This window comes from Pseudomonas entomophila (assembly GCF_029478665.1).
GTDB classification, from domain to species: domain Bacteria; phylum Pseudomonadota; class Gammaproteobacteria; order Pseudomonadales; family Pseudomonadaceae; genus Aquipseudomonas; species Aquipseudomonas entomophila_F.
In genome coordinates, this window is the sequence record NZ_JARPQB010000010.1 from 109,863 (window position 1) to 130,188 (window position 20,326).

The following is a 20,326-nucleotide window of genomic DNA, read 5'->3' on the forward strand; positions in this document are numbered from 1 at the left end:
GCGGTTCGCCGGCAAGCCGGCTCCTACACGGTCAGGTAGGAGCCGGCTTGCCGGCGAACAGATCAGTTGGCCTTGAAAGCCTGTAGCGCGCTGAGCCGCGCGGCCTTGAGCGCCCCGCCCAGTGCCTGGCCCGTCAACCCGCTTTCCATCAACGGCTTCACATCCACCGCCCTGGCTGTTGCTGCCGCACCCCGCAAGTGCTCGCCCTGTGGATAATCCCGGCCCTCCAGCAAGGCATCCATCCTGCACGCCTCGATGAATTCCTCGAAACGTTGTGGGCGCCGGTACACGTCGAACTTTTGCAGCAACTCCAGTAGCGTTTCAGCTGGCAGCTCCAGGGCGCGGTGTCCGTGCTGGTGGAATTCACCCACCAGCATCGCCAGTTCCTGGCACTCGCGGGGTGCCTTGAAGCGTTGGTTGACCGCCTTGATCTGCTTCTCTTCAAGAGCAAGCAGCAGGCAGGCCCAGCGCACTGTAAGCGGCTGCTTGTGTACTGCGGTCTGTTGCAACACAGCAAGCATATGAACGCCCTGACCGGCGTCGCCTTGGAACAGGGTGTCGACCTCCGGCATCAACTCCTCGAGGGCGCCGCAAGCGCGCAGCACTTCGATGAAGACCTGGGGCTGCTCCTCCATCAAGGCGCGTTCGATTTCCTTCCAGCTACGCTCCGCGGTCAGTGCCTGCAACTCGCCCGAGCCTGCGATCTGGCGCATCAATTCCAGAGTCTCATCGGCCACGCGAAAACCCAGCGGCGCATAACGGGCGGCGAAACGTGCCACGCGAAGGACACGCAGGGGATCTTCGGCGAACGCGGGGGCAACATGGCGAAGAATGCGCTGATCGAGATCAACTTTACCGTGGTAGGGGTCATGCAGGTTGCCGTGCTCGTCCTCGGCCATCGCGTTGATGGTCAGGTCGCGGCGGATCAGGTCTTCCTCCAGGGTCACATCCGGACTGGCATGGAAGGTGAACCCGCCATAACCGCGCCCACTCTTGCGCTCGGTGCGGGCCAGGGCGTACTCCTCACCGGTCTTGGGGTGAAGAAACACCGGGAAATCGGCGCCCACCGGGCGGAAGCCCTGGGCCTGCATCTGTTCGACCGTGGCTCCGACCACCAGCCAATCGACGTCGCTGACCGGGCGGCCGAGCAAGCGGTCGCGCACGGCGCCGCCAACTTTGTAGATCTGCATATGAACCTCCATGAGTGCCGACAGGATACCGTGTCGGCACGCATGGGGGAGGGTCAGAGGTGATGAACCACGGCCAGGTCCATGCGCCCGTACTCACCGGCCTCGCCATGTTCGCTGCGGGGCGGCATGTGGTGGGTCTTCATGATCTGGTCGCCCTGTACGGTTTCCAGGTGAATATCGAAGCCCCACAGGCGGTGCAGGTGCTTGAGCACTTCGTCGGTGGAGTCGCCCAGTGGTTTGCGGTTGTGTTGCTGGTGGCGCAGGGTCAGGGAGCGGTCACCACGGCGGTCGATGCTCCAGATCTGCACATTGGGCTCGCGGTTGCCCAGGTTGTACTGGGCGGCCAGTTGCTCACGGATGGTCCGGTAGCCGTCTTCGTCGTGGATCGCCGGTACCAGCAGGTCGTCGCGCTGGTCGTCGTCGAGGATGCTGAACAGCTTGAGGTCGCGGATCACCTTCGGTGAGAGGTACTGCAGGATGAAACTCTCGTCCTTGAAGCTGCTCATGGCGAACTTGATGGTGGACAGCCAGTCACTGCCGGCGATCTCCGGGAACCAGCGGCGGTCCTCTTCAGTTGGGTGCTCGCACATGCGACGGATGTCGGTGTACATCGCAAAACCCAGGGCATAGGGGTTGATGCCGCTGTAGTACGGGCTGTCGAAGCCGGGTTGGAACACCACGCTGGTATGCGACTGGAGGAACTCCATCATGAAGCCTTCGGTGATCAAACCCTCGTCGTAGAGGTCGTTCATCAGCGTGTAGTGCCAGAAGGTCGCCCAGCCTTCGTTCATCACCTGGGTCTGGCGCTGCGGGTAGAAATACTGGGCGATCTTGCGCACGATGCGCACGACTTCACGCTGCCAGGGCTCGAGCAACGGAGCGTGTTTCTCGATGAAGTAAAGGATGTTTTCCTGTGGCTCGGCCGGGAAACGCGCGTCATCCTTCTCGCTGCCTTTCTCCGCGCCTTTGGGGATGGTGCGCCAAAGATCGTTGATCTGCCGTTGCAGATGCTCTTCACGCTCCTTCTGGCGGCGGCGCTCCTCTTCCGCAGAAATGGGATAGGGGCGTTTGTAGCGGTCCACGCCGTAATTCATCAGGGCGTGGCAGGAGTCGATCAGGTCTTCCACGGCGTCGATGCCGTGGCGTTCCTCGCATTGGGCGATGTACTGCTTGGCGAACACCAGGTAATCGATGATCGAGCTGGCATCGGTCCAGGTGCGGAACAGGTAGTTGCCCTTGAAGAAGCTGTTGTGGCCATAGCAGGCATGGGCGATCACCAGTGCCTGCATGCACATGGTGTTCTCTTCCATCAGGTAGGCGATGCACGGGTCGGAGTTGATCACGATCTCGTAGGCCAGGCCCATCTGCCCACGGCTGTAGGACTTCTCGGTGCTGAGGAACTGCTTGCCATACGACCAGTGGTGATACCCCAGGGGCATGCCCACGGAGGCATAGGCATCCATCATCTGCTCGGCGGTGATGACTTCGATCTGGTTCGGGTAGGTGTCCAGCGCGTAGCGCGCGGCCAGGCGGCTGATCTCGCGGTCGTAGGTCTGGATCAGCTCGAATGTCCACTCCGAACCGACGGAAATGGGTTGGCGTCTCTGTTCTCTGGCGCTCATGTGGCTAACCTGCGCTGGAAGAGTTCACGGAAGACCGGATAGATATCGCCGGCCGATACCAACTGCTGCTGGGCAAAAGTGTCCGGATAGGCTTCGCCTATGCGCTCGTACTCGTACCACAGCGCCTGGTGTTCGCGTGGAGTGATCTCGACATAAGTGTAGTACTGCACATGCGGCATGATCTGGTTGGCGAGGATGTCGCGGCAGATCGGCGAGTCGTCGTTCCAGTTGTCGCCGTCCGAGGCCTGGGCGGCGTAGATGTTCCAGTCACTGGCCGGGTAACGTTCGGCCATGATCTCCTGCATCATTTTCAGCGCGCTGGAAACGATGGTGCCGCCGGTCTCGCGGGAGTAGAAGAACTCTTCTTCGTCCACTTCGCGGGCACTGGTGTGGTGACGGATGAACACCACCTCGATGCGGTCGTAGTTCCGCTTGAGGAACAGGTACAGCAGGATGAAGAAGCGCTTGGCGATATCCTTGGTGGCCTGGGTCATGGAGCCGGAGACGTCCATCAGGCAGAACATCACCGCCTTGGAGCTGGGGTTGGGTTGCTTGATCAGCAGGTTGTACTTGAGGTCGAAGGTGTCGAGGAACGGCAGGCGGTTGATGCGCGCCTTGAGGCGTTCGATCTCGATCTCGGTTTCCTGGATGTCGGTGAAGTTGTCCGGCTCTTCGACTTTCAGCCGATCCAGCTCCTTTTGTGCTTCACGCAACAGGGCGCGACTGCTGCCGGTCAGGGCGATGCGCCGCGCGTGGGCCGAGCGCAATGTGCGTACGATATTGATGCGCGAGGGGTTGCCTTCGTTGGCGATACCGGCGCGCACGGTCTTGAAAGTGTCGGTACCGGTCAGGTGGCGTTTGACCAGATTGGGTAGTTCAAGGTCCTCGAACATGAACTCGAGGAACTCTTCCTGGGTGATCTGGAAGACGAAGTCGTCCATGCCCTCGCCGGAGTTGCCAGCCTTGCCGCGCCCGCCACCGCCGCCGCCACCCTGGGGGCGGGCAATGTGTTCGCCGGCGGTGAATTCCTTGTTGCCGGGGTGGACGATGGTCTGTTTGCCGCCACGACCGTGGTGCAGTACCGGTTCATCGATATCGCGACCCGGAATGCTGATCTGTTCGCCATGCTCCATGTCCATGATGGAGCGGCGGCTCACGGCCTCTTCGACGGCTTTCTTGATGTGCTCGCGGTACCGCCGCAGAAAACGCTGGCGGTTGACCGTGCTCTTGTTCTTGCCGTTCAGGCGTCGGTCGATTACGTAGCTCATGGGCCCTCCGGTAGCGGGATACAGCTGCAAGCTTCAAGCTACGAGCTGCAAGTAAAAGCAGTCGCCGCCGCCACGCGCGGTACGCGGGAGCCCGTCGTACCGTACGTGACTTGCCGCCTTTACTGCGATTTCCTGACCCGCAGGTACCATTCCGACAGCAGGCGCACCTGTTTGTCGGTGTAGCCACGCTCCACCATCCGGGTGACGAAGTCGTTGTGTTTCTGTTGATCCTCTTTGCTGGCCTTGGCGTTGAAGCTGATGACGGGCAGCAGATCCTCGGTGTTGGAGAACATTTTCTTCTCGATCACCACCCGCAGCTTCTCGTAGCTCAGCCAGCTGGGGTTCTTGCCGTTGTTGTTGGCCCGGGCGCGCAACACGAAGTTGACGATCTCGTTGCGGAAGTCCTTCGGATTGCTGATGCCTGCCGGCTTCTCGATCTTCTCCAGCTCTTCGTTGAGGGCGATGCGGTTGAGGATCTCGCCGGTTTCCGGGTCGCGGTATTCCTGGTCCTGGATCCAGAAATCGGCGTACAGCACATAGCGGTCGAAGATGTTCTGGCCGTATTCGCTGTAGGACTCGAGGTAGGCGGTCTGGATTTCCTTGCCGATGAACTCGATGTAGCGCGGTGCCAGGTATTCCTTCAGGTAGCGCAAGTAACGCTCGCGCACCTCGGCGGGGAACTGCTCCTGCTCGATCTGCTGTTCCAGCACATAGAGCAGGTGCACTGGGTTGGCCGCGATTTCGTGCGGATCGAAGTTGAACACCTTGGACAGGATCTTGAACGCAAAACGCGTCGACAGGCCGTTCATGCCCTCGTCGACACCGGCTGAGTCGCGGTATTCCTGGATCGACTTGGCCTTGGGGTCGGTGTCTTTCAGGTTCTCGCCATCGTAGACGCGCATTTTCGAGTAGATGTTGGAGTTTTCCGGCTCCTTCAGGCGCGAGAGCACGGTGAACTGGGCGAGCATCTTGAGGGTGTCGGGCGCGCAGTGGGCCTTGGCCAGCGAGCTGTTGACCAGCAGCTTGTCGTAGATCTTGATCTCGTCGCTGACCCGCAGGCAGTACGGGACCTTGACGATGTAGATCCGGTCGATGAACGCTTCGTTGTTCTTGTTATTGCGGAACGTGTGCCATTCCGACTCGTTGGAGTGGGCCAGCAGGATGCCGGTGTAAGGGATGGCTCCAAGGCCCTCGGTACTGTTGTAGTTGCCCTCCTGCGTGGCAGTGAGCAACGGGTGCAGGACCTTGATCGGTGCCTTGAACATCTCGACGAATTCCATCAGGCCCTGGTTGGCCCGGCACAGAGCACCCGAATAGCTGTAGGCGTCGGCATCGTTCTGTGGAAATTCTTCTAGCTTGCGGATGTCCACCTTGCCCACCAGGGCCGAGATATCCTGGTTGTTCTCGTCGCCCGGTTCAGTCTTGGCGATAGCGATCTGATTGAGGATCGAAGGGTAGAGCTTGACCACCTTGAACTGGCTGATATCACCGCCAAACTCCGCCAGGCGTTTGGTGGCCCAGGGCGACATGATGGTGTTCAGATAGCGTCGTGGTATCCCGAAGTCCTCTTCGAGAATAGCGCCGTCCTCAGAAGCGTTGAACAGCCCCAGGGGCGATTCGAACACCGGCGAGCCCTTGATGGCATAGAACGGTACTCTCTCCATCAACTGCTTGAGTTTTTCGGCCAGCGACGATTTACCGCCGCCTACCGGGCCCAGCAGGTAGAGGATCTGTTTCTTCTCTTCCAGGCCCTGAGCGGCATGGCGGAAGTAGGAGACGATCTGGTCGATGCATTCTTCCATCCCGTGGAAGTCGGCAAAGGTTGGATATCGACGGATCACTTTGTTGGAGAAGATCCGCGACAGCCTGGAGTTGCTGGAGGTGTCGATCAGCTCGGGTTCACCGATAGCCATCAACAGCCGCTCGGCCGCCGAGGCATAGGCACTGCGATCTTTCTTGCACAGTTCGAGGTACTCCTGCAGGGAGAGTTCTTCCTGCCGGGTGGACTCGAAACGTTGTTGGAAGTGGCTAAAAATGCTCATGACGTCACCTCGCTCGATACGTGGAGACGACGCCGGATCAGTCAGCCGATGCTGGCATGCAACCGGGCTTGCCGATTGCTGTAAACCCCCCAGAACACCCTGAAACGCTACCGATGACCCGCACGCCGGTGTACCGGCTCTCCCCTTTTCTTGGATGGCCTGGGCTTAAGGATAGTTGGTTATACGCAAGGTCAAGGGCGGGGAGCCAAGAAGACGCCTGCGACCGTTCGTCAGGTCTGGCGCGAGCCCGCACGGAGCGCGGGCTGCAGGAAAAATGAAAAAAATTATTCCACGTTGCCCTGAGCGGTTTCGTCCGGGTAGGTGGCGCGCCACAGCTCGAAGCCACCATCGATGCTGTAGACATTGGAGAAGCCCTGGCCGACGAGGTAGGCGGCGGCGCTCTGGCTGGAATTGCCGTGGTAGCAGACAACCAGTGTAGGCGCATCGAGGTCGGCACTGCGGATGAAATCGGCCACCGAGTGGTTGTCCAGATGAGTGGCGCCGGTGATGTGCCCGGCGGCGTAGGCTTGCGGGTCGCGAATGTCCACCACGACCGCACCTGCTGCACGTAGGGCGAGGGCTTGCTCGGGGCTGATACGCTTGAATTCGCTCATGGGTGCGCTTCCTTCAGGGTTGATCGTTGTGGGGTGCTGGTGGGCGAGGGGTGCCCTCACGGGTGCAATCGCAGCGGTGGTACTCGCCGCTGTCGACGTTGTACAGGGTCATCGCGCCGCCCCAGACGCAACCGGTGTCCAGGGCGATCACGCCCGGTACGTCGACACGGCCTTCGAGGGCGGCCCAGTGGCCGAAGATGATCTTCACGTGCCGCGAGCGGCGGTCTGGATGGTCGAACCAGGGCTTGTAGCCTTTGGGGGCGCTGTCCAGCCCTTCCTTGCTCTTGAGGTCGAGCTTGCCGGCGGCAGTGCAGAAGCGCATGCGGGTGAAGTAGTTGGTGATCACCCGCAGGCGTTCGACACCCGCCAGGTCCTTGCTCCACTTGTTGGGCTCGTTGCCGTACATACCGTCCAGGTACAGCTTGAGACGGCCATCGTCGCGCAGCACTTCCTCGACTTCGGCGGCCAGTTCCAGTGCCTTGCCCAGTGTCCATTGCGGTGGGATGCCGGCGTGGACCATGGCAATGCCGCGTGGTTCGTCGTAGTGCAGCAGCTTCTGCCGGCGCAGCCAGTCGAACAGTTGGTCGGCGTCCGGGGCCTCTATGATTTCGCGCAGGGTGTCGCTTTTCTTCAGGCGTTCGACGTTGTGCCAGGCAGCCAGCAGGTGCAGGTCATGGTTGCCCAGCACGCAGATCAGCGAATCACGAATCGAATAGAGGTAGCGCAGGGTCTCGAGCGACTCCGGGCCGCGGTTGACCAGGTCGCCCACCAACCATAGGCGGTCCACCGCGGGATTGAAGCGCACGCGTTCGAGCAGGCACTTGAGTGGCTGCAGGCAACCTTGCAGGTCACCGACCGCGTAGGTGGTCATCAGTGCAGTGCTCCGGGCACGGCCAGGCGGAACGGCGCGATCGTGGCGTCGAAGCGTTTTCCGTCCTCGGCGAACATCTGGTAGCTGCCCTGCATGGTACCGACACGGGTGCTGATCACCGCGCCGCTGCTGTAGGTGTGGCTCTGTCCTGGTTCGATCAGCGGTTGCTGGCCGATCACGCCTGCCCCCCGGACTTCCTCGACTTCGCCATCGCCGTTGGTGATCAGCCAGTGCCGGGACATCAGCTTGGCTTTCACCGTGCCGTTGTTCTGCACGGTGATGGTGTAGGCGAAGGCGAAACGGTCGTTCTCGGGGTCGGATTGTTCTTTGAGGTAGCGAGTGACGACGCTGACGTCGATCTGGTAGCGGGGGTCGGACATGCAAGGGCCTTGGGCGAACTGACGCAATAACGCAGTCTAGGCCATTGGCGGGGGGGAGGGCCAGCGGTGCTGGGCAGCTGCGGGACCGTTCGCCGGCAAGCCGGCTCCTACGATGGGGCGTATCGCCTGTAGGAGCCGGCTTGCCGGCGAACAGGGCTATCAGCCCTGCTGTTCGGCCAGCTTGTCGGCCAGGCGTACGAACGCGGCCAGGTCCAGTTGCTCGGGGCGCAGGCTGCCATCGACGCCGGCAGCCTCGATGGCCTGGCTGTCGAGCAGGCCCTTGAGCGTGTTGCGCAGGGTCTTGCGGCGCTGGTTGAAGGCTTCGCGTACCACGCGCTCCAACAATTGCGGGTCCTTGGCCGGGTGCGGCAGTACCTCGTGGGGGACCAGGCGCACGATGGCCGAATCCACTTTCGGCGGGGGGTTGAACGCGCCTGGGCCTACGTTGAACAGGTGTTCCACGCGGCAGTGGTACTGGACCATGATCGACAGGCGGCCCCAGTCACCACCACCCGGGCCTGCGGCCATGCGCTCGACCACTTCCTTCTGCAGCATGAAGTGCATGTCGCGGATCAGGTGGGCGTGGGCCAGCAGGTGGAAGATCAGCGGTGTCGAGATGTTATAGGGCAGGTTGCCCACCACCTTGAGGCTGCGCTCCGGCACGCCCAGCTGATTGAAGTCGAACTTCAGGGCGTCGCCCTGGTGCAGGCGGAAATTGCCGCGCCCGGCGAACTTGTGTTGCAGGATCGGCACCAGATCCTTGTCCAGCTCCACCACGTCCAGCTGTGCGCCGCTGCCCAGCAGGCCCTCGGTGAGGGCGCCCTGGCCCGGGCCGATTTCCAGCAGGTGTTCGCCGGCCTTGGCGTTGATCGCCCGCAGGATGCGGTCGATGATTCCGGCGTCATGCAGGAAGTTCTGGCCGAAGCGCTTGCGCGCCCGGTGTTGGTAATGCTCGTTCATGGTCGGTTCTCGGCCATCTGGTAGGCGGTTTCCAGGGCGACGCGCAGGCTGCCGGTGTCGATCCGGCCACTGCCGGCCAGGTCCAGGGCGGTGCCGTGGTCGACCGAGGTGCGGATGATCGGCAGGCCCAGCGTCACGTTGACCGCGGCACCGAAGCCCTTGTACTTGAGTACGGGCAGGCCCTGGTCGTGGTACATCGCCAGCACCGCGTCGCAGTGCTCCAGATATTTGGGGGTAAACAGGGTATCGGCCGGCAGTGGTCCGCGCAGGTCCATGCCTTCCTGGCGCAGGCGCTCCAGGGCGGGCTCGATGATGTCGATTTCTTCGCGGCCCAGGTGGCCGCCTTCCCCGGCGTGCGGATTGAGCCCGCAGACCAGGATGCGTGGGTTGTCGATGCCGAACTTGTCGCGCATGTCCGCATGCAGGATGCGGGTGACGCGCTCAAGGCGTTCGGGGGTGATGGCATCGGCGATGTCGCGCAGGGGCAGGTGAGTGGTCACTAGTGCCACGCGCAGGCCTCGTGTCGCCAGCATCATGACCACTTGCGCGGTATGGGTGAGGTCGGCGAGGAACTCGGTGTGCCCGGAGAAGGCGATGCCGCTCTCGTTGATCACGCCCTTGTGCACGGGGGCGGTGATCATGCCGGCGAAATCACCGTTGAGGCAGCCTTGGCCGGCGCGGGTGAGGGTCTCCAGGACGAAGGCGGCGTTGGCCTTGTCCAGTTGTCCGGCTACTACTGGCTTGGCCAGGGGGGTGTCCCAGACGTACAGGCTCCCGGCGGGGGCCGGGTGTTCCGGGAAACTGCCGGGCGTGACCAGGCGTAGGTCGACGGCCAGCCCCAGCTGCGCGGCCCGCTCGGCGAGCAGGTCACGGCTGGTGATGGCGATCAGGGGGTGGGGCTGTGCCTCGGCGGCGAGCAGCAGGCACAGGTCGGGGCCTATGCCGGCTGGTTCACCGGGTGTAACGGCGAAGCGCAGGGGCTTCACTGGCCGGCCTGGTCGGCGCCAGGCAGCTTGATTTCAACGTAGGCTTCGTCGCGGATCTGGCGCAGCCAGGTCTGCAGCTCTTCGTCGTACTTGCGGTTGCGCAGGACGTTCATGGCCTGTTGCTCACGCGCCTGTGCTGTGCTGTCGGTGGCGCGGCGGCCCAGCACTTCAAGCACGTGCCAGCCGTATTGGGTGCGGAACGGGCGGGTGACTTCGCCTTGCTGGGCGTTGGCCATCTGCTCGCGGAACTCCGGCACCAGGCTGTTCGGGTCGACCCAGTTGAGGTCGCCACCGTTAAGCGCCGAGCCCGGGTCTTCCGAGAAGCTCTTCGCCAGTTCGCCGAAGTCTTCACCGTTCTTGATCCGGTCGTACAGGCGTTCGGCCAGTTGCTCGGTGGCCTTGTCGCTGCGGATCTCGCTAGGCTTGATCAGGATGTGGCGCACATGCACTTCGTCGCGCAGCACACTGCTTTCGCCACCACGCTTCTCCTCGAGCTTGAGGATGATGAAACCGTTGGGGATGCGGATTGGCTGGGTGATGTCGCCGACCGTCATGCTGCTGAGCATCTTGGCGAAGTCAGGTGGCAGTTGGCCGGCTTTGCGCCAGCCCATCTCGCCGCCTTCCAAGGCGTTCTCGCTGGCCGAGCGCGCGATGGCCAGGCGACCGAAGTCGGCACCTTGCTTGAGCTGCTGGTAGACGTCGCCCGCTTGGCGAGCTGCCGCCTGGATCGCGTCGGAGTTGGCGCTTTCCGGGGTCGGGATGAGAATGTTGGCCAGGCGATACTCTTCCGAGAGCTGCATCTTGCCCAGGTCCGAGTTGAGGAAGTTCTTCACTTCCTGCTCGGAAACCTGGATGCGCTCGGCCACCCGCCGCTGACGCACGCGGCTGATGATCATCTCGCGCTTGATCTGCTCGCGGGCGTCGTCATACGACAGGCCGTCGTGGGCCAGGGCGGCGCGGAACTGTTCCAGCGACATGCCGTTGCGCTGGGCAATGGTGCCGACGGCCTGGTTCAGCTCCTCGTCGGTGATACGGATGCCCGAGCGCTCGCCGATCTGCAGTTGCAGGTTCTCGACGATCAGGCGCTCCAGCACCTGCTGCTCCAGCGCACCGGCCGGTGGCACCCCACCGCCACGCTTGGCGATGGTCTGCTGCACTTCGTGTACGCGCTGGTCCAGTTGGCTCTGCATGACCACGTCGTTGTCGACGATGGCCACCACACGGTCAATGGGTTGCACCGCGGCATGCACCGCGCCACTCAGCAATACGGCGCCCAGCATCAGCGGGCGCAGACGATCAATAAGCTTGCTCTTCACGTGTACGGTAACCTTGAATGCCTTGGTCCAGGAACGATTCGACCTTGTTGCCTACCACGCCACCGAGGCCCTTCAGCACGATCTGCAGGAAGACACCGTGGTCGCCTTTTTCGTTGCTTGGGGTCGCTTGGCTGAAGTCGTCGTAGTCCAACCAGTAACGGTTGATCAGGCGCAGCTTCCAGCAGCAGTTGTCATATTCGAAACCGCCCATCGCTTCGAGGGTGCGGTTGCGGTTGTAGTCGTGCTGCCAGCGTGCGATGACGCTCCATTGCGGCACGATCGGCCAGATGACCGAGAAGTCGTGCTGCTGGATCTTGTAGTAGTCCTTGATGTAGTTCGGCTGGCCTGGCGTGCCGTAACTGCCGCCTTCCTTCCAAGTACCGGTCAGCGAGTCGTAGATGACCATGTCGTTGCGGTAGCGATAGCCAAGGTTGACGACCTTGTTTGGATTGTCTTCAGGCTGGTAGTGGAACATCGCGCTGCCCGAGCGGGTGCTGCGGCTGTCCGGATCCCAGTTGAAGTCCGAATTGAATCGCCAATCGCGGTTGAAGGCATACTCGTATTCGAGCGCATAGGGCGAGACATTCGACAGGCTGGACTCTCGGGCGCGATAGTCGATGCCAGGGAGTTGGACCTTGCGATCCTTGAAGTAGTAAGCCTGGCCGATACTGAAGCGCTGGCGTTGGAAGCCGTTGTCTTCGATCCAGCGGTTGGTCACACCCAGCGACAGTTTGTTCTCGTCACCGATACGGTCCGTGCCGCTGAAACGATTGTCACGGAACAGCGAAGCATAGTTGAAGGTGTTTTCAGCCGAGTCGAACAGCGGGATGTCCTTCTGGTCCTTGTAGGGGACGTAGAGATAGAACAGACGCGGTTCGAGTGTCTGGCGATAGTTCGTGCCAAACAGCTGAGTGTTCCGATCGAAGTAAAGACCGCTGTCGACGCTGAACACCGGGACATCACGGTTCAGTGTGCTGTTGTAACTGCCGTAGCCGGCAATAGACGACTGTGCTGCCGCCTGCGCCTTGCCTTGGCTGTCCAGGTCCAGGTCGTAGTGGGTATAGACGTATTTCAACTTCGGCGTGACATAGCCATAGCTGGCGCCCATTGGCAGGCTGATCGCAGGTGCCGCGTTCAGGCGGGTGCCATTGGCACGGGCAATGCCGCTGACACTTTCATCGATGCGGCGACCGCCGATGATGTTGCCATTTGGATCGAACACATAACCCAGTGATCCATCCGCCTCGCCGTCCTTGTTGAACACAAGGTCGTTCTTCAGGTCGCGGTCGAAGCGGACGGCTTCGGTCTCGTAGCTGAAGTCGAGCCCACCTGGATGGTAGGGCAACATCCCGTTGAAGGTGACTTGTGGCAGCCTGTCGTACGGCGTGATCTGCGAGATGGTCGCCATTTCGTAGGCGTGGACATTCAAACCCGCGGAATAATTGTCACCACGATAGGTGAGCGTACCCCGTTGGTTGATGAAGTCTCGCTTCTGCACACCAATCTGGTCCGTTTCCAGATCCTGGAAGTAGAACGGATCGCTGATGTCGGTGTAGTCCACCTCGGCCATCAGGCGGTCGTCCAGGCCACCCTTGTGCTGCCAGTTGACCATCCAGCGTTCTTTCTTGTAGTCCGTCTGCAGCTTGCGGTCATCGTCCTGGTCGCTCAGGTACGCGCCGCCGAACTGGCCTTCGCTGGACTTGGTCAGGTAGCGGAACTCGCCTTCCATCAACATGCCGCGCTTGGCCATGTAGCGCGGGTACAACGTGGCATCGTAGTTAGGTGCCAGGTTGAAGTAGTAAGGGGTGACCAGCATGAAGCCGGTGTCGCCGCTGGTGCTGAACGACGGTGGCAGGAAACCGGACTGGCGGCGATCGTCAATCGGGAAGTAGATGTACGGTGTGTAGAACACCGGGAAATCCTTGACCCGCAGCGTCACGTTGGTTGCGGTACCGAAGCCGGTGGCCGGGTTCAGGGTGATGTTGTTGCCCTTGAGCTGCCATGCGTTGCTGCCCGGTTCACAGGTGGTATAGGTACCGTCCTTGAGGCGAATGATGGCGTTTTCCGCACGCTTGGCGTACAGGGCGTTGCCGCGGATGTGCGACTTGTGCATCACGTATTCGGCGTTGTCGACCCGGGCTTCGCCGGTGTCGAGCTGGATCTGTGCCTCGTCGCCCACAACCAGCGAGCCGTTGTCGCGGATCTTGACGTTGCCCTTGAGCTCGCCACGGTTTTCGGCCTGGTACAGGTTGGCTTCGTCGGCCTCGGCCTGCATGCTGCCCTGGCGCATGACCACGTCACCGGCGAGCGTGGCGATCTGCTGCTCCTGCTGGTACTTGGAGACCTTGGCGTTGATGTAGGTGGGCGACTCGTCCTTGGGCGTGGTGTCGTCCATGCCCGGGCGGGTCGGCTCAATGTAGGCGCCGCCGCAGTACGGGCCAGTCTCGGCCAGTTGCGCGGCAGTGAGCTTCTCGCGCGGCACCCAGTCCAGGTGGCTGTAGTCCTCGCTGCGCGACTTCAGGCCACGGCCTTTCGACTCGGTGACCAGCATCGGTTTTTCGGCCTGCGCCTCGCCAGCTTCGCCTGGTGCTTCGGCACCCGAGCTTGCAGCGGCAGCGCCCGGGTGTACCGGGCGTGGAGGCAGGTTGCCTGAGACCTTGGGCTTGCAGTCCCAGCCACCGGCAGCGGACACTTGGCAGTCGAACTGCTCGGCCGCCACCACGTACGACGTGGCCAGGGGTTGCAGTGCCAGCAGACCGCCAGTCACCAGCAACGGAAACTTTCTACGAAACGCGGGGGATTTCAATGCCATCTTATTAGTCCGGGCTTCCTGCGTGCCATCTGCCCGCGTGTGGGGGCCGCACGCCTCTCGATGGTCTGAAAAAGATGCTGGATAATAAAGCATGACCCGCTTGACGGCTAGGGCCGTCGGAGAACCCTTGTAATGCCCGATCACGATGTACGCCTGCAACAACTGACCGCCTGGCTTGCCGGGCAGCTCGAGACCCTGTTCCGCGACAACGCCTGGGGCGAAGTGCCCGAAGGCAGCCTGACCTCCGCCAGCAGCGATGCGAGTTTCCGCCGCTACTTCCGTTGGGAAGGCGCTGGCCACAGCTTCGTGATCATGGATGCCCCACCTCCCCAGGAAAACTGCCGGCCATTCGTGGATATCGACCATCTGCTGGCCAGTGCCGGCGTGAACGTTCCGGTGATCCACGGCCAGGACCTGGAACGCGGCTTCTTGCTGCTGGGCGACCTGGGGCGCCAGACCTACCTGGACATCATCGACCAGGGCAACGCCGACGCACTGTTCGCCGATGCCATTGAGGCATTGCTGGCCTTCCAGCGCCTGCCGATGGACGCCGCGCTGCCTGGCTACGATGTCGCCCTGTTGCGCCGTGAGTTGGAACTGTTCCCCGAGTGGTACGTAGGCCGAGCGCTCGGCCTGCAACTGAGCGAGGGTCAGCAGGCCGCCTGGCAACGGGTGAGCCAGGTGCTGATCGACAGCGCGCTGGCCCAGCCCAAGGTTCTGGTACACCGCGACTACATGCCGCGCAACCTGATGCACAGTGCGCCCAACCCCGGTGTGCTGGACTTCCAGGATGCGGTCTACGGCCCGGTCACCTACGACATCACCTGCCTGTTCAAGGATGCCTTCCTCAGCTGGCCCCAGGCGCGCGTCGAGGGCTGGTTGCGCAACTACTGGGACAAGGCACGGGCCGCGGGCATCCCGGTCCAGGACGACTTCGAAGCGTTCCACCGTGCCAGCGACTTGATGGGGGTGCAGCGTCACCTCAAGGTGATCGGTATCTTCGCGCGAATTTGCCACCGTGATGGCAAGCCACGCTATCTCACCGACGTGCCACGCTTCTTCACCTATATAGAAGAAGTGATCGCCCGACGCCCTGAGCTGGCCGAGCTGGGGCAACTGATTGGCGAACTCAAGGGCGAGGCACGCCCATGAAGGCGATGATCCTGGCGGCAGGCAAGGGCGAGCGTATGCGCCCATTGACCCTGCATACCCCCAAGCCACTGGTGCCCGCCGCCGGCAAGCCTCTGATCGAGTACCATCTCGAGGCGCTGGCCCGGGCCGGCGTCCGCGACGTTGTCATCAATCACGCCTGGCTTGGTCAACAGATCGAGGATCATCTGGGGGATGGCAGCCGTTTCGGGCTGAGCATCCGCTACTCACCGGAGGGCGAGCCGCTGGAGACCGGCGGGGGGATCTTCAAGGCCCTGCCGTTGCTGGGGGACGCGCCGTTCCTGCTGGTCAATGGCGATATCTGGACGGATTACGACTTCCGCGCGCTGAACGCCCCCCTGCAGGGCCAGGCGCACCTGGTGCTGGTCGATAACCCCGGGCACCACGGTCGCGGCGATTTCCGACTGCTGGATGGGCAAGTGGTCGACGGCGACGATGCACCAGGTACGCTGACGTTCAGCGGCATTTCCGTGCTCGACCCTTCGTTGTTCGATGGCTGTCAGGCGGGAGCCTTCAAATTGGCCCCGTTGCTGCGCAAGGCCATGGTCGAGGGGCGTGTGAGTGGCGAGCATTATGCTGGGCACTGGGTCGATGTCGGCACCCTCGAACGCCTGGCCGATGTCGAGCGCCTGATCGGAGCGAATACCTGAAATGTGGTGGCCAAGCACAGTGATTGGTGCCGGGGCCGGTTTCGCCGTGGCCAGCATTCCAGGGGCATTGCTCGGGGCGCTGCTGGGCCAGGCCATGGATCGGCGCCTGCGTCTTCAGGGATGGGACGATATGCGCGAGCGCCTGGGTGGCCGCCCGGCGCTGCGTGATGACGAACTGCTGTTCGTGCTGCTTGGGCGCCTGGCCAAGAGCGATGGTCGGGTGGCCGAAGGGCACATCCAGCAAGCCCGCCAGGAGATGATACGCCTGGATCTTGGCGAGCCTGCGCGGCGGCGAGCCATCGCTGCGTTCAACCGTGGCAAGGCGGGCAAGGATCGGCTGGGGCATCACCTGCGCCGGATCAAGCTGCAGCCCCATGCTGCGGAAGGTACTTTGCGCGCCTGCTGGCGGATGGTCTGGGCCGATGGCAAGGCGGGGCGCCAGGAGCGTGACCTGTTGTTGGGCTGGGGCGAGCAGCTGGGGCTGAGCCGCAGCCAGGTGCAGGCGCTGTCGTTGGAGTACGAGCCGCGAAAGGCGTCGCTCGAAGGCGGCACGATGACGTATGCGGCAGCCTTGCGCCTGCTGGGGGTGGAGCCGGACACCGACACCGACCAGGTGAAGCAGGCCTATCGCCGTCTGCTCAGTCGCCACCACCCGGACAAACTGGTGGGCAGTGGCGCCAGTGAGGCGAAGGTGCGCGAGGCGACCGAGCTGACGCGTGAGCTGCACCAGGCCTTTGCCATGGTCCGTAAACGTCGGGGTATCTAGCCAGCGATCGCACCAAGGACAAGCCTTGCACGATCCCTGTAGGAGCGGCCTTGAGCCGCGAAAGGGCTGCGTAGCGGCCCCAGGATTTCAGTACTGGGCAAAGACCGCCAGGGCCGCCTTGCGGCCCTATCGCGGCTCAAGGCTGCGCCTATAGGCGCAGACGTGAATTCCGAATACCCCGCAAGGTGCTTCACTCTTCCTTGGGCGTCAGCCACCCACGCACCCGGCGCAGCAGTTGCTCCTGCTCTGCCGCCTTGTTTCCTGGCATGGCCATCAGCGAAACCTGGCGATACTGGCTGTCCTTCTGCCGCTTGCTCGCCTGCAGGCGCTGCTGGGCGGCCTGGCTGTCCTGGGGGCGGCCGGCGTAGTAGATGTCGGCGGTCGGGACTTTCAGGTTCGAGGTCAGGCTTTGCAGGTCCTGCTCGACCCGTGCCGGCGTCTGCGCGCCGACCATCACCAGTTTCTGCACCTGCGGCGGCTGCTTCTCGCTCAGGTAGCGCGCGGCCCAGTAGGCACCGCTGCCATTGCCGAGCAGGACGATGCTGCGTGCCTTCTGCTGCTGCGCGTAGGCCACCGCGGCGTCAAGGCGGGCGAAGATCCGCTCGGCATCGGCCTGGTCGCTGTGCTCGTCGGCTTCGACCGCGTCGGTGCTCTCGGCGGCGTCCGCCTCGGGGGCGGTGGCCTGGGCGACGTTGGCGTTGGCGTCCGCTGGCGTGTCCTTGGCCGGTGCCGACTCCCCCTCAGGCTTTTGCGCGGTGGCGGCCGGCTTGGCCTCGACCCGTGCCTGCGGGCGTTCGGCCAAAAGGTCCGGCAGGCTCAGGCTCAGGGTGTGCCAGCCTGCGTCCGGGAAGCCCCGGCGCAACGGGCCGACGGTATTCGGCCAGTCGGCCGTCTCACCCGCGCCCGGGACGATGATCACCGCGCCTTTCGGGTCGCTGTCGTTGGCGGGTTTCCACAGTGCCAGGAAGTTCTCGCCATTGGCCTGCAAGGTCTGCTGCTCGGCCTTGGGCGCCTGGCGCTCGAGGGCCAGGGCGTCGTCCTGGCTGCGTTCGGCCAGGGCTGGGCGCGGCGTAGGTGCGGCGGCCTCGATGGCAGCCTCTGTTTTTTCGGTGTCGGCGGCTTGAGCGCCGAGGGGCAGGAGCGAGGCCAGGCAGAACATTGCCAGCGTCGTGCGATAAAGTGTGAACATGAATCAACCCAAGGCCAGAATGATACCGGCAGCCTAATAGTATTTGCCCGCGACGGCCACGCCAGGTGGCCATCCTTGCCAAGACGAGCGTATAGATGAAGCGAGTGCGTTGCCTGTGGGTTATCGGCTGGTTGTGTCTACCCTTGATCGCGTTGGCAAGGCCGGAGGCGCCCCCCGTGGTTGCGCTGGAGCCTGCCCAGCAACAATGGCTGGACGCGCACCGCAGCCTGCGTGTCGGATTCGTGTTGCAAGCGCCTTACGCGCAGTTCGATCGCCGTCTCCAGCAGTACTACGGCGCGAATGTCGAACTGGTCGATGAGCTGGCCCAGGCGCTCAGGCTGGATCTGACCTGGCGCGGGTTCACCGACGAGGCAGCCCTTGAGCATGCCTTGCAGGCGAGCGAGATCGACTTTGCCCCTGGGCTTGCCCAGACCCCGGCCAGCCTGCGCAACTGGTTGTTCAGTGACCCCTACATGCGTGTGCCGCAGTTGGTGGTGGGAGTGCGCAGTGGCGCGGTGGCGGTGGAGCTGGAGAAGTTGACCGCCAATGACCGGGTCGCGGTGCGCATGCCCTCCCGGTTGGCCGATTACCTGCGTGGCAACTACACCAACCTCAACCTGCAAGGCGTGCCCAGCGAACGTGAGGCATTGCAGCTGGTACTGGGCGGCCAGGCCGGTTTCGCCGTGCTTGATGAAGCGCAACTCAGCCGTCTTTCCCGCGAAAGCGAATTCAGTGACCTGGCCGTCGTGGGCGACATCGGCCTGCCCCAGCTGCTGCGGATCGGCTCGCGACGAGACTGGCCGATGCTCGCTGACATTCTCGAGCGCGGCCTGCAGGCGATGCCGGCCAAGCGCCTGGAGCAATTGCATCAACGCTGGTTGCAACCCAAGTACCCACGCTTTTCCGAGTCGACCGGGTTCTGGCAGAACCTCGCGCTGTTGTTCGGTCTGTTGCTGCTCTGCGCCCTGGCCACGCTGGTGTGGCAGCGTCGCCAGCAGCGGGGGGTGGAGCGGGCCTTGCTGGCGGCTCGCGAGACGCTGGTCGAGCGCCAGGTGCGCGAAGAAGCGCTGCGCCTGAGCCAGTTCTCCATCGACCAGAGCACGGTCGGTATCTTCTGGGTCAACTGGGACAGCCACGTGCGCTACGCCAATCACGCGGCCGAGCGCATGCTCGGGTTCGATGAGGGGGCGTTGATCGAGCGGCCGCTGAGCGACGTCGAGCCCAGCCTTAGCATGGATCGCTGGCTGGCCCTGTGGAAGCGGGCGCGCAGCGGCGAGGGTGGGGAGCTGCAGTTCGAGAGCCAATGTGTGCGCGCCGACGGTAGCCAGTTGCCGGTGGACCTGTCGCTGTCGTTCCTGCGTTTTCGCGATGCCGAGTACCTGGTGGTGTTCCTCTCCGATGTCACCGAGCGCCGCCGGGCCCTTGCCGAACTGCGCGAAAGCGAAGCGCGCCTCAAGGGTATCGCCGGCAATGTGCCGGGGCTGGTGTTCCGCCTGGAGCGCGACCCGGCCGAAGGCGACCCGGAGTTTCCCTACATCAGCGAGGGCAGCGAAGCCCTCGTCGGCTATAGCCCGGCAGCCATCCAGCACCCGCAGATGGGGCTGCGCAATCTGGTCCACCCGGAGGATCGCGGCGACTACCACCGCGTCCAGGACCTGGCCTTGGCGACTGACCAGGATTGGTCCTGGCAAGGACGGATCCTGACGCGCGAGGGCGAACAGCGCTGGGCCGACATCAAGGCCACTACCCGCCGCCTGGCCGATGGGCGCATGGTCTGGGACGGGGTGGTCTGGGACATCACCCAGGGCAAGCAGGCGGAACTTGCGCTGGCCAGCTCCCAGGAGCAGCTTCGCGAGCTGTCGGCGCACCTGGAGAGCGTGCGCGAAGAAGAAAAGGCCCGGATCGCCCGCGAAGTGCACGACGAACTGGGGCAGATGCTCACGGTACTCAAACTGGAAGTGTCGATGTGCGAGCTGGCCTACGGTGGGCTGGACACCGGGCTCAACGAGCGGCTGGCCAGCATGAAGCGTCTGATCGCCCAGTTGTTCCAGCTGGTGCGCGATGTGGCCACCGCCTTGCGCCCGCCGATCCTCGACGCCGGCATTGCCTCGGCCATCGAGTGGCAGGCCCGGCGTTTCGAGGCGCGCACGCAGATCCCCTGCCTGGTGCAGGTGCCGGACAATCTGCCTCCCTTGAGCGATGCCAAGGCCACGGGCCTGTTCCGCATCCTCCAGGAGGCGCTGACCAATGTGATGCGCCACGCCCAGGCGCACACGGTGCAGATCGACCTCGTGCGCGAGGGCGGGCAATTGCGCCTGACGGTCATCGATGACGGTAAAGGCTTCATACCGGGCGAGGCGCGGCCGACCTCGTTCGGCTTGGTGGGTGTGCGTGAACGTGTGCTGATGCTGGGCGGCAGCATGAGCCTGGACAGCGAGCCGGGCGAAGGCACCAGCCTGAGCGTGGCGATTCCTTTGGTGTAGGAGAAAC

16 protein-coding genes are annotated in these 20,326 nt (G+C 63.2%); 4 read left to right on the plus strand and 12 right to left on the minus strand.

Annotated elements, in window-relative coordinates; translation table 11 throughout:
- Positions 1 to 62 precede the first annotated feature (62 nt).
- From P5705_RS07045 to P5705_RS07095, 11 genes are all read right to left on the minus strand, one after another.
- Entirely contained in the window at positions 63 to 1,190 is a 1,128-nt protein-coding gene (locus tag P5705_RS07045; protein ID WP_277460153.1) for a multifunctional CCA addition/repair protein, read from the minus strand.
- 53 nt (positions 1,191 to 1,243) lie between these two features.
- The gene (locus P5705_RS07050) at positions 1,244 to 2,812 is read right to left on the minus strand and encodes a SpoVR family protein (RefSeq protein WP_277460154.1); all 1,569 of its coding nucleotides are present in this window, start codon (positions 2,810 to 2,812) and stop codon (positions 1,244 to 1,246) included.
- Positions 2,809 to 4,080, minus strand: coding sequence for a YeaH/YhbH family protein (locus P5705_RS07055; protein ID WP_213659292.1), 1,272 nt, complete (start codon positions 4,078 to 4,080; stop codon positions 2,809 to 2,811). Before P5705_RS07055 ends, P5705_RS07050 begins: the two co-directional genes overlap by 4 nt.
- Positions 4,081 to 4,199: 119 nt before the next feature.
- Positions 4,200 to 6,122, minus strand: a complete 1,923-nt coding sequence (locus P5705_RS07060) for a PrkA family serine protein kinase (protein WP_277460155.1) — start codon at positions 6,120 to 6,122, stop codon at positions 4,200 to 4,202.
- 284 nt (positions 6,123 to 6,406) lie between these two features.
- Complete coding sequence (gene glpE / locus P5705_RS07065; protein WP_277460156.1) at positions 6,407 to 6,736, minus strand: thiosulfate sulfurtransferase GlpE; 330 nt, start codon at positions 6,734 to 6,736, stop codon at positions 6,407 to 6,409.
- A gap of 13 nt (positions 6,737 to 6,749) precedes the next feature.
- Positions 6,750 to 7,607, minus strand: a complete 858-nt coding sequence (locus tag P5705_RS07070) for a symmetrical bis(5'-nucleosyl)-tetraphosphatase (protein ID WP_277460157.1) — start codon at positions 7,605 to 7,607, stop codon at positions 6,750 to 6,752.
- Positions 7,607 to 7,987 (minus strand): Co2+/Mg2+ efflux protein ApaG, encoded by a 381-nt coding sequence (gene apaG / locus P5705_RS07075; RefSeq protein WP_248918385.1) that lies wholly within the window; start codon positions 7,985 to 7,987, stop codon positions 7,607 to 7,609. Before apaG ends, P5705_RS07070 begins: the two co-directional genes overlap by 1 nt.
- A 159-nt stretch (positions 7,988 to 8,146) precedes the next feature.
- A complete protein-coding gene (rsmA, locus tag P5705_RS07080) occupies positions 8,147 to 8,947 on the minus strand; it encodes a 16S rRNA (adenine(1518)-N(6)/adenine(1519)-N(6))-dimethyltransferase RsmA (RefSeq protein WP_277460158.1) in 801 nt (266 codons plus the stop codon).
- Positions 8,944 to 9,933 (minus strand): 4-hydroxythreonine-4-phosphate dehydrogenase PdxA, encoded by a 990-nt coding sequence (gene pdxA, locus P5705_RS07085; RefSeq protein WP_277460159.1) that lies wholly within the window; start codon positions 9,931 to 9,933, stop codon positions 8,944 to 8,946. The genes rsmA and pdxA overlap by 4 nt, the downstream gene beginning before the upstream one ends.
- Positions 9,930 to 11,249, minus strand: a complete 1,320-nt coding sequence (gene surA / locus P5705_RS07090; protein ID WP_277460160.1) for a peptidylprolyl isomerase SurA — start codon at positions 11,247 to 11,249, stop codon at positions 9,930 to 9,932. The genes pdxA and surA overlap by 4 nt, the downstream gene beginning before the upstream one ends.
- Positions 11,230 to 14,061, minus strand: coding sequence for an LPS-assembly protein LptD (locus P5705_RS07095; RefSeq protein WP_277460161.1), 2,832 nt, complete (start codon positions 14,059 to 14,061; stop codon positions 11,230 to 11,232). The genes surA and P5705_RS07095 overlap by 20 nt, the downstream gene beginning before the upstream one ends.
- 132 nt (positions 14,062 to 14,193) lie before the next feature.
- Here P5705_RS07095 and P5705_RS07100 point away from each other — a divergent pair, with 132 nt between their 5' ends.
- Genes P5705_RS07100 through P5705_RS07110 form a run of 3 tightly spaced genes read left to right on the plus strand, consistent with a single transcriptional unit; the run spans position 14,194 to position 16,647 of the window.
- Positions 14,194 to 15,213: an aminoglycoside phosphotransferase family protein gene (locus P5705_RS07100; RefSeq protein WP_277460162.1), complete on the plus strand. Its 1,020-nt coding sequence runs from the start codon at positions 14,194 to 14,196 to the stop codon at positions 15,211 to 15,213.
- Positions 15,210 to 15,881, plus strand: a complete 672-nt coding sequence (murU, locus tag P5705_RS07105) for an N-acetylmuramate alpha-1-phosphate uridylyltransferase MurU (RefSeq protein ID WP_277460163.1) — start codon at positions 15,210 to 15,212, stop codon at positions 15,879 to 15,881. Before P5705_RS07100 ends, murU begins: the two co-directional genes overlap by 4 nt.
- A gap of 1 nt (position 15,882) precedes the next feature.
- On the plus strand, positions 15,883 to 16,647 hold the full coding sequence (locus P5705_RS07110; RefSeq protein WP_277460164.1) for a TerB family tellurite resistance protein: 765 nt from the start codon (positions 15,883 to 15,885) through the stop codon (positions 16,645 to 16,647).
- Positions 16,648 to 16,837: 190 nt separating this feature from the next.
- Here the strand turns inward: P5705_RS07110 and P5705_RS07115 are convergent, their stop codons facing one another.
- Positions 16,838 to 17,836, minus strand: coding sequence for an alpha/beta hydrolase family protein (locus P5705_RS07115; protein WP_277460165.1), 999 nt, complete (start codon positions 17,834 to 17,836; stop codon positions 16,838 to 16,840).
- A 95-nt stretch (positions 17,837 to 17,931) separates the two neighbouring features.
- On the opposite strand from P5705_RS07115, the gene P5705_RS07120 reads away from it, so the two are divergent.
- Entirely contained in the window at positions 17,932 to 20,319 is a 2,388-nt protein-coding gene (locus tag P5705_RS07120) for a PAS domain-containing sensor histidine kinase (RefSeq protein ID WP_277460166.1), read from the plus strand.
- The last annotated feature ends 7 nt before the right edge of the window (positions 20,320 to 20,326 follow it).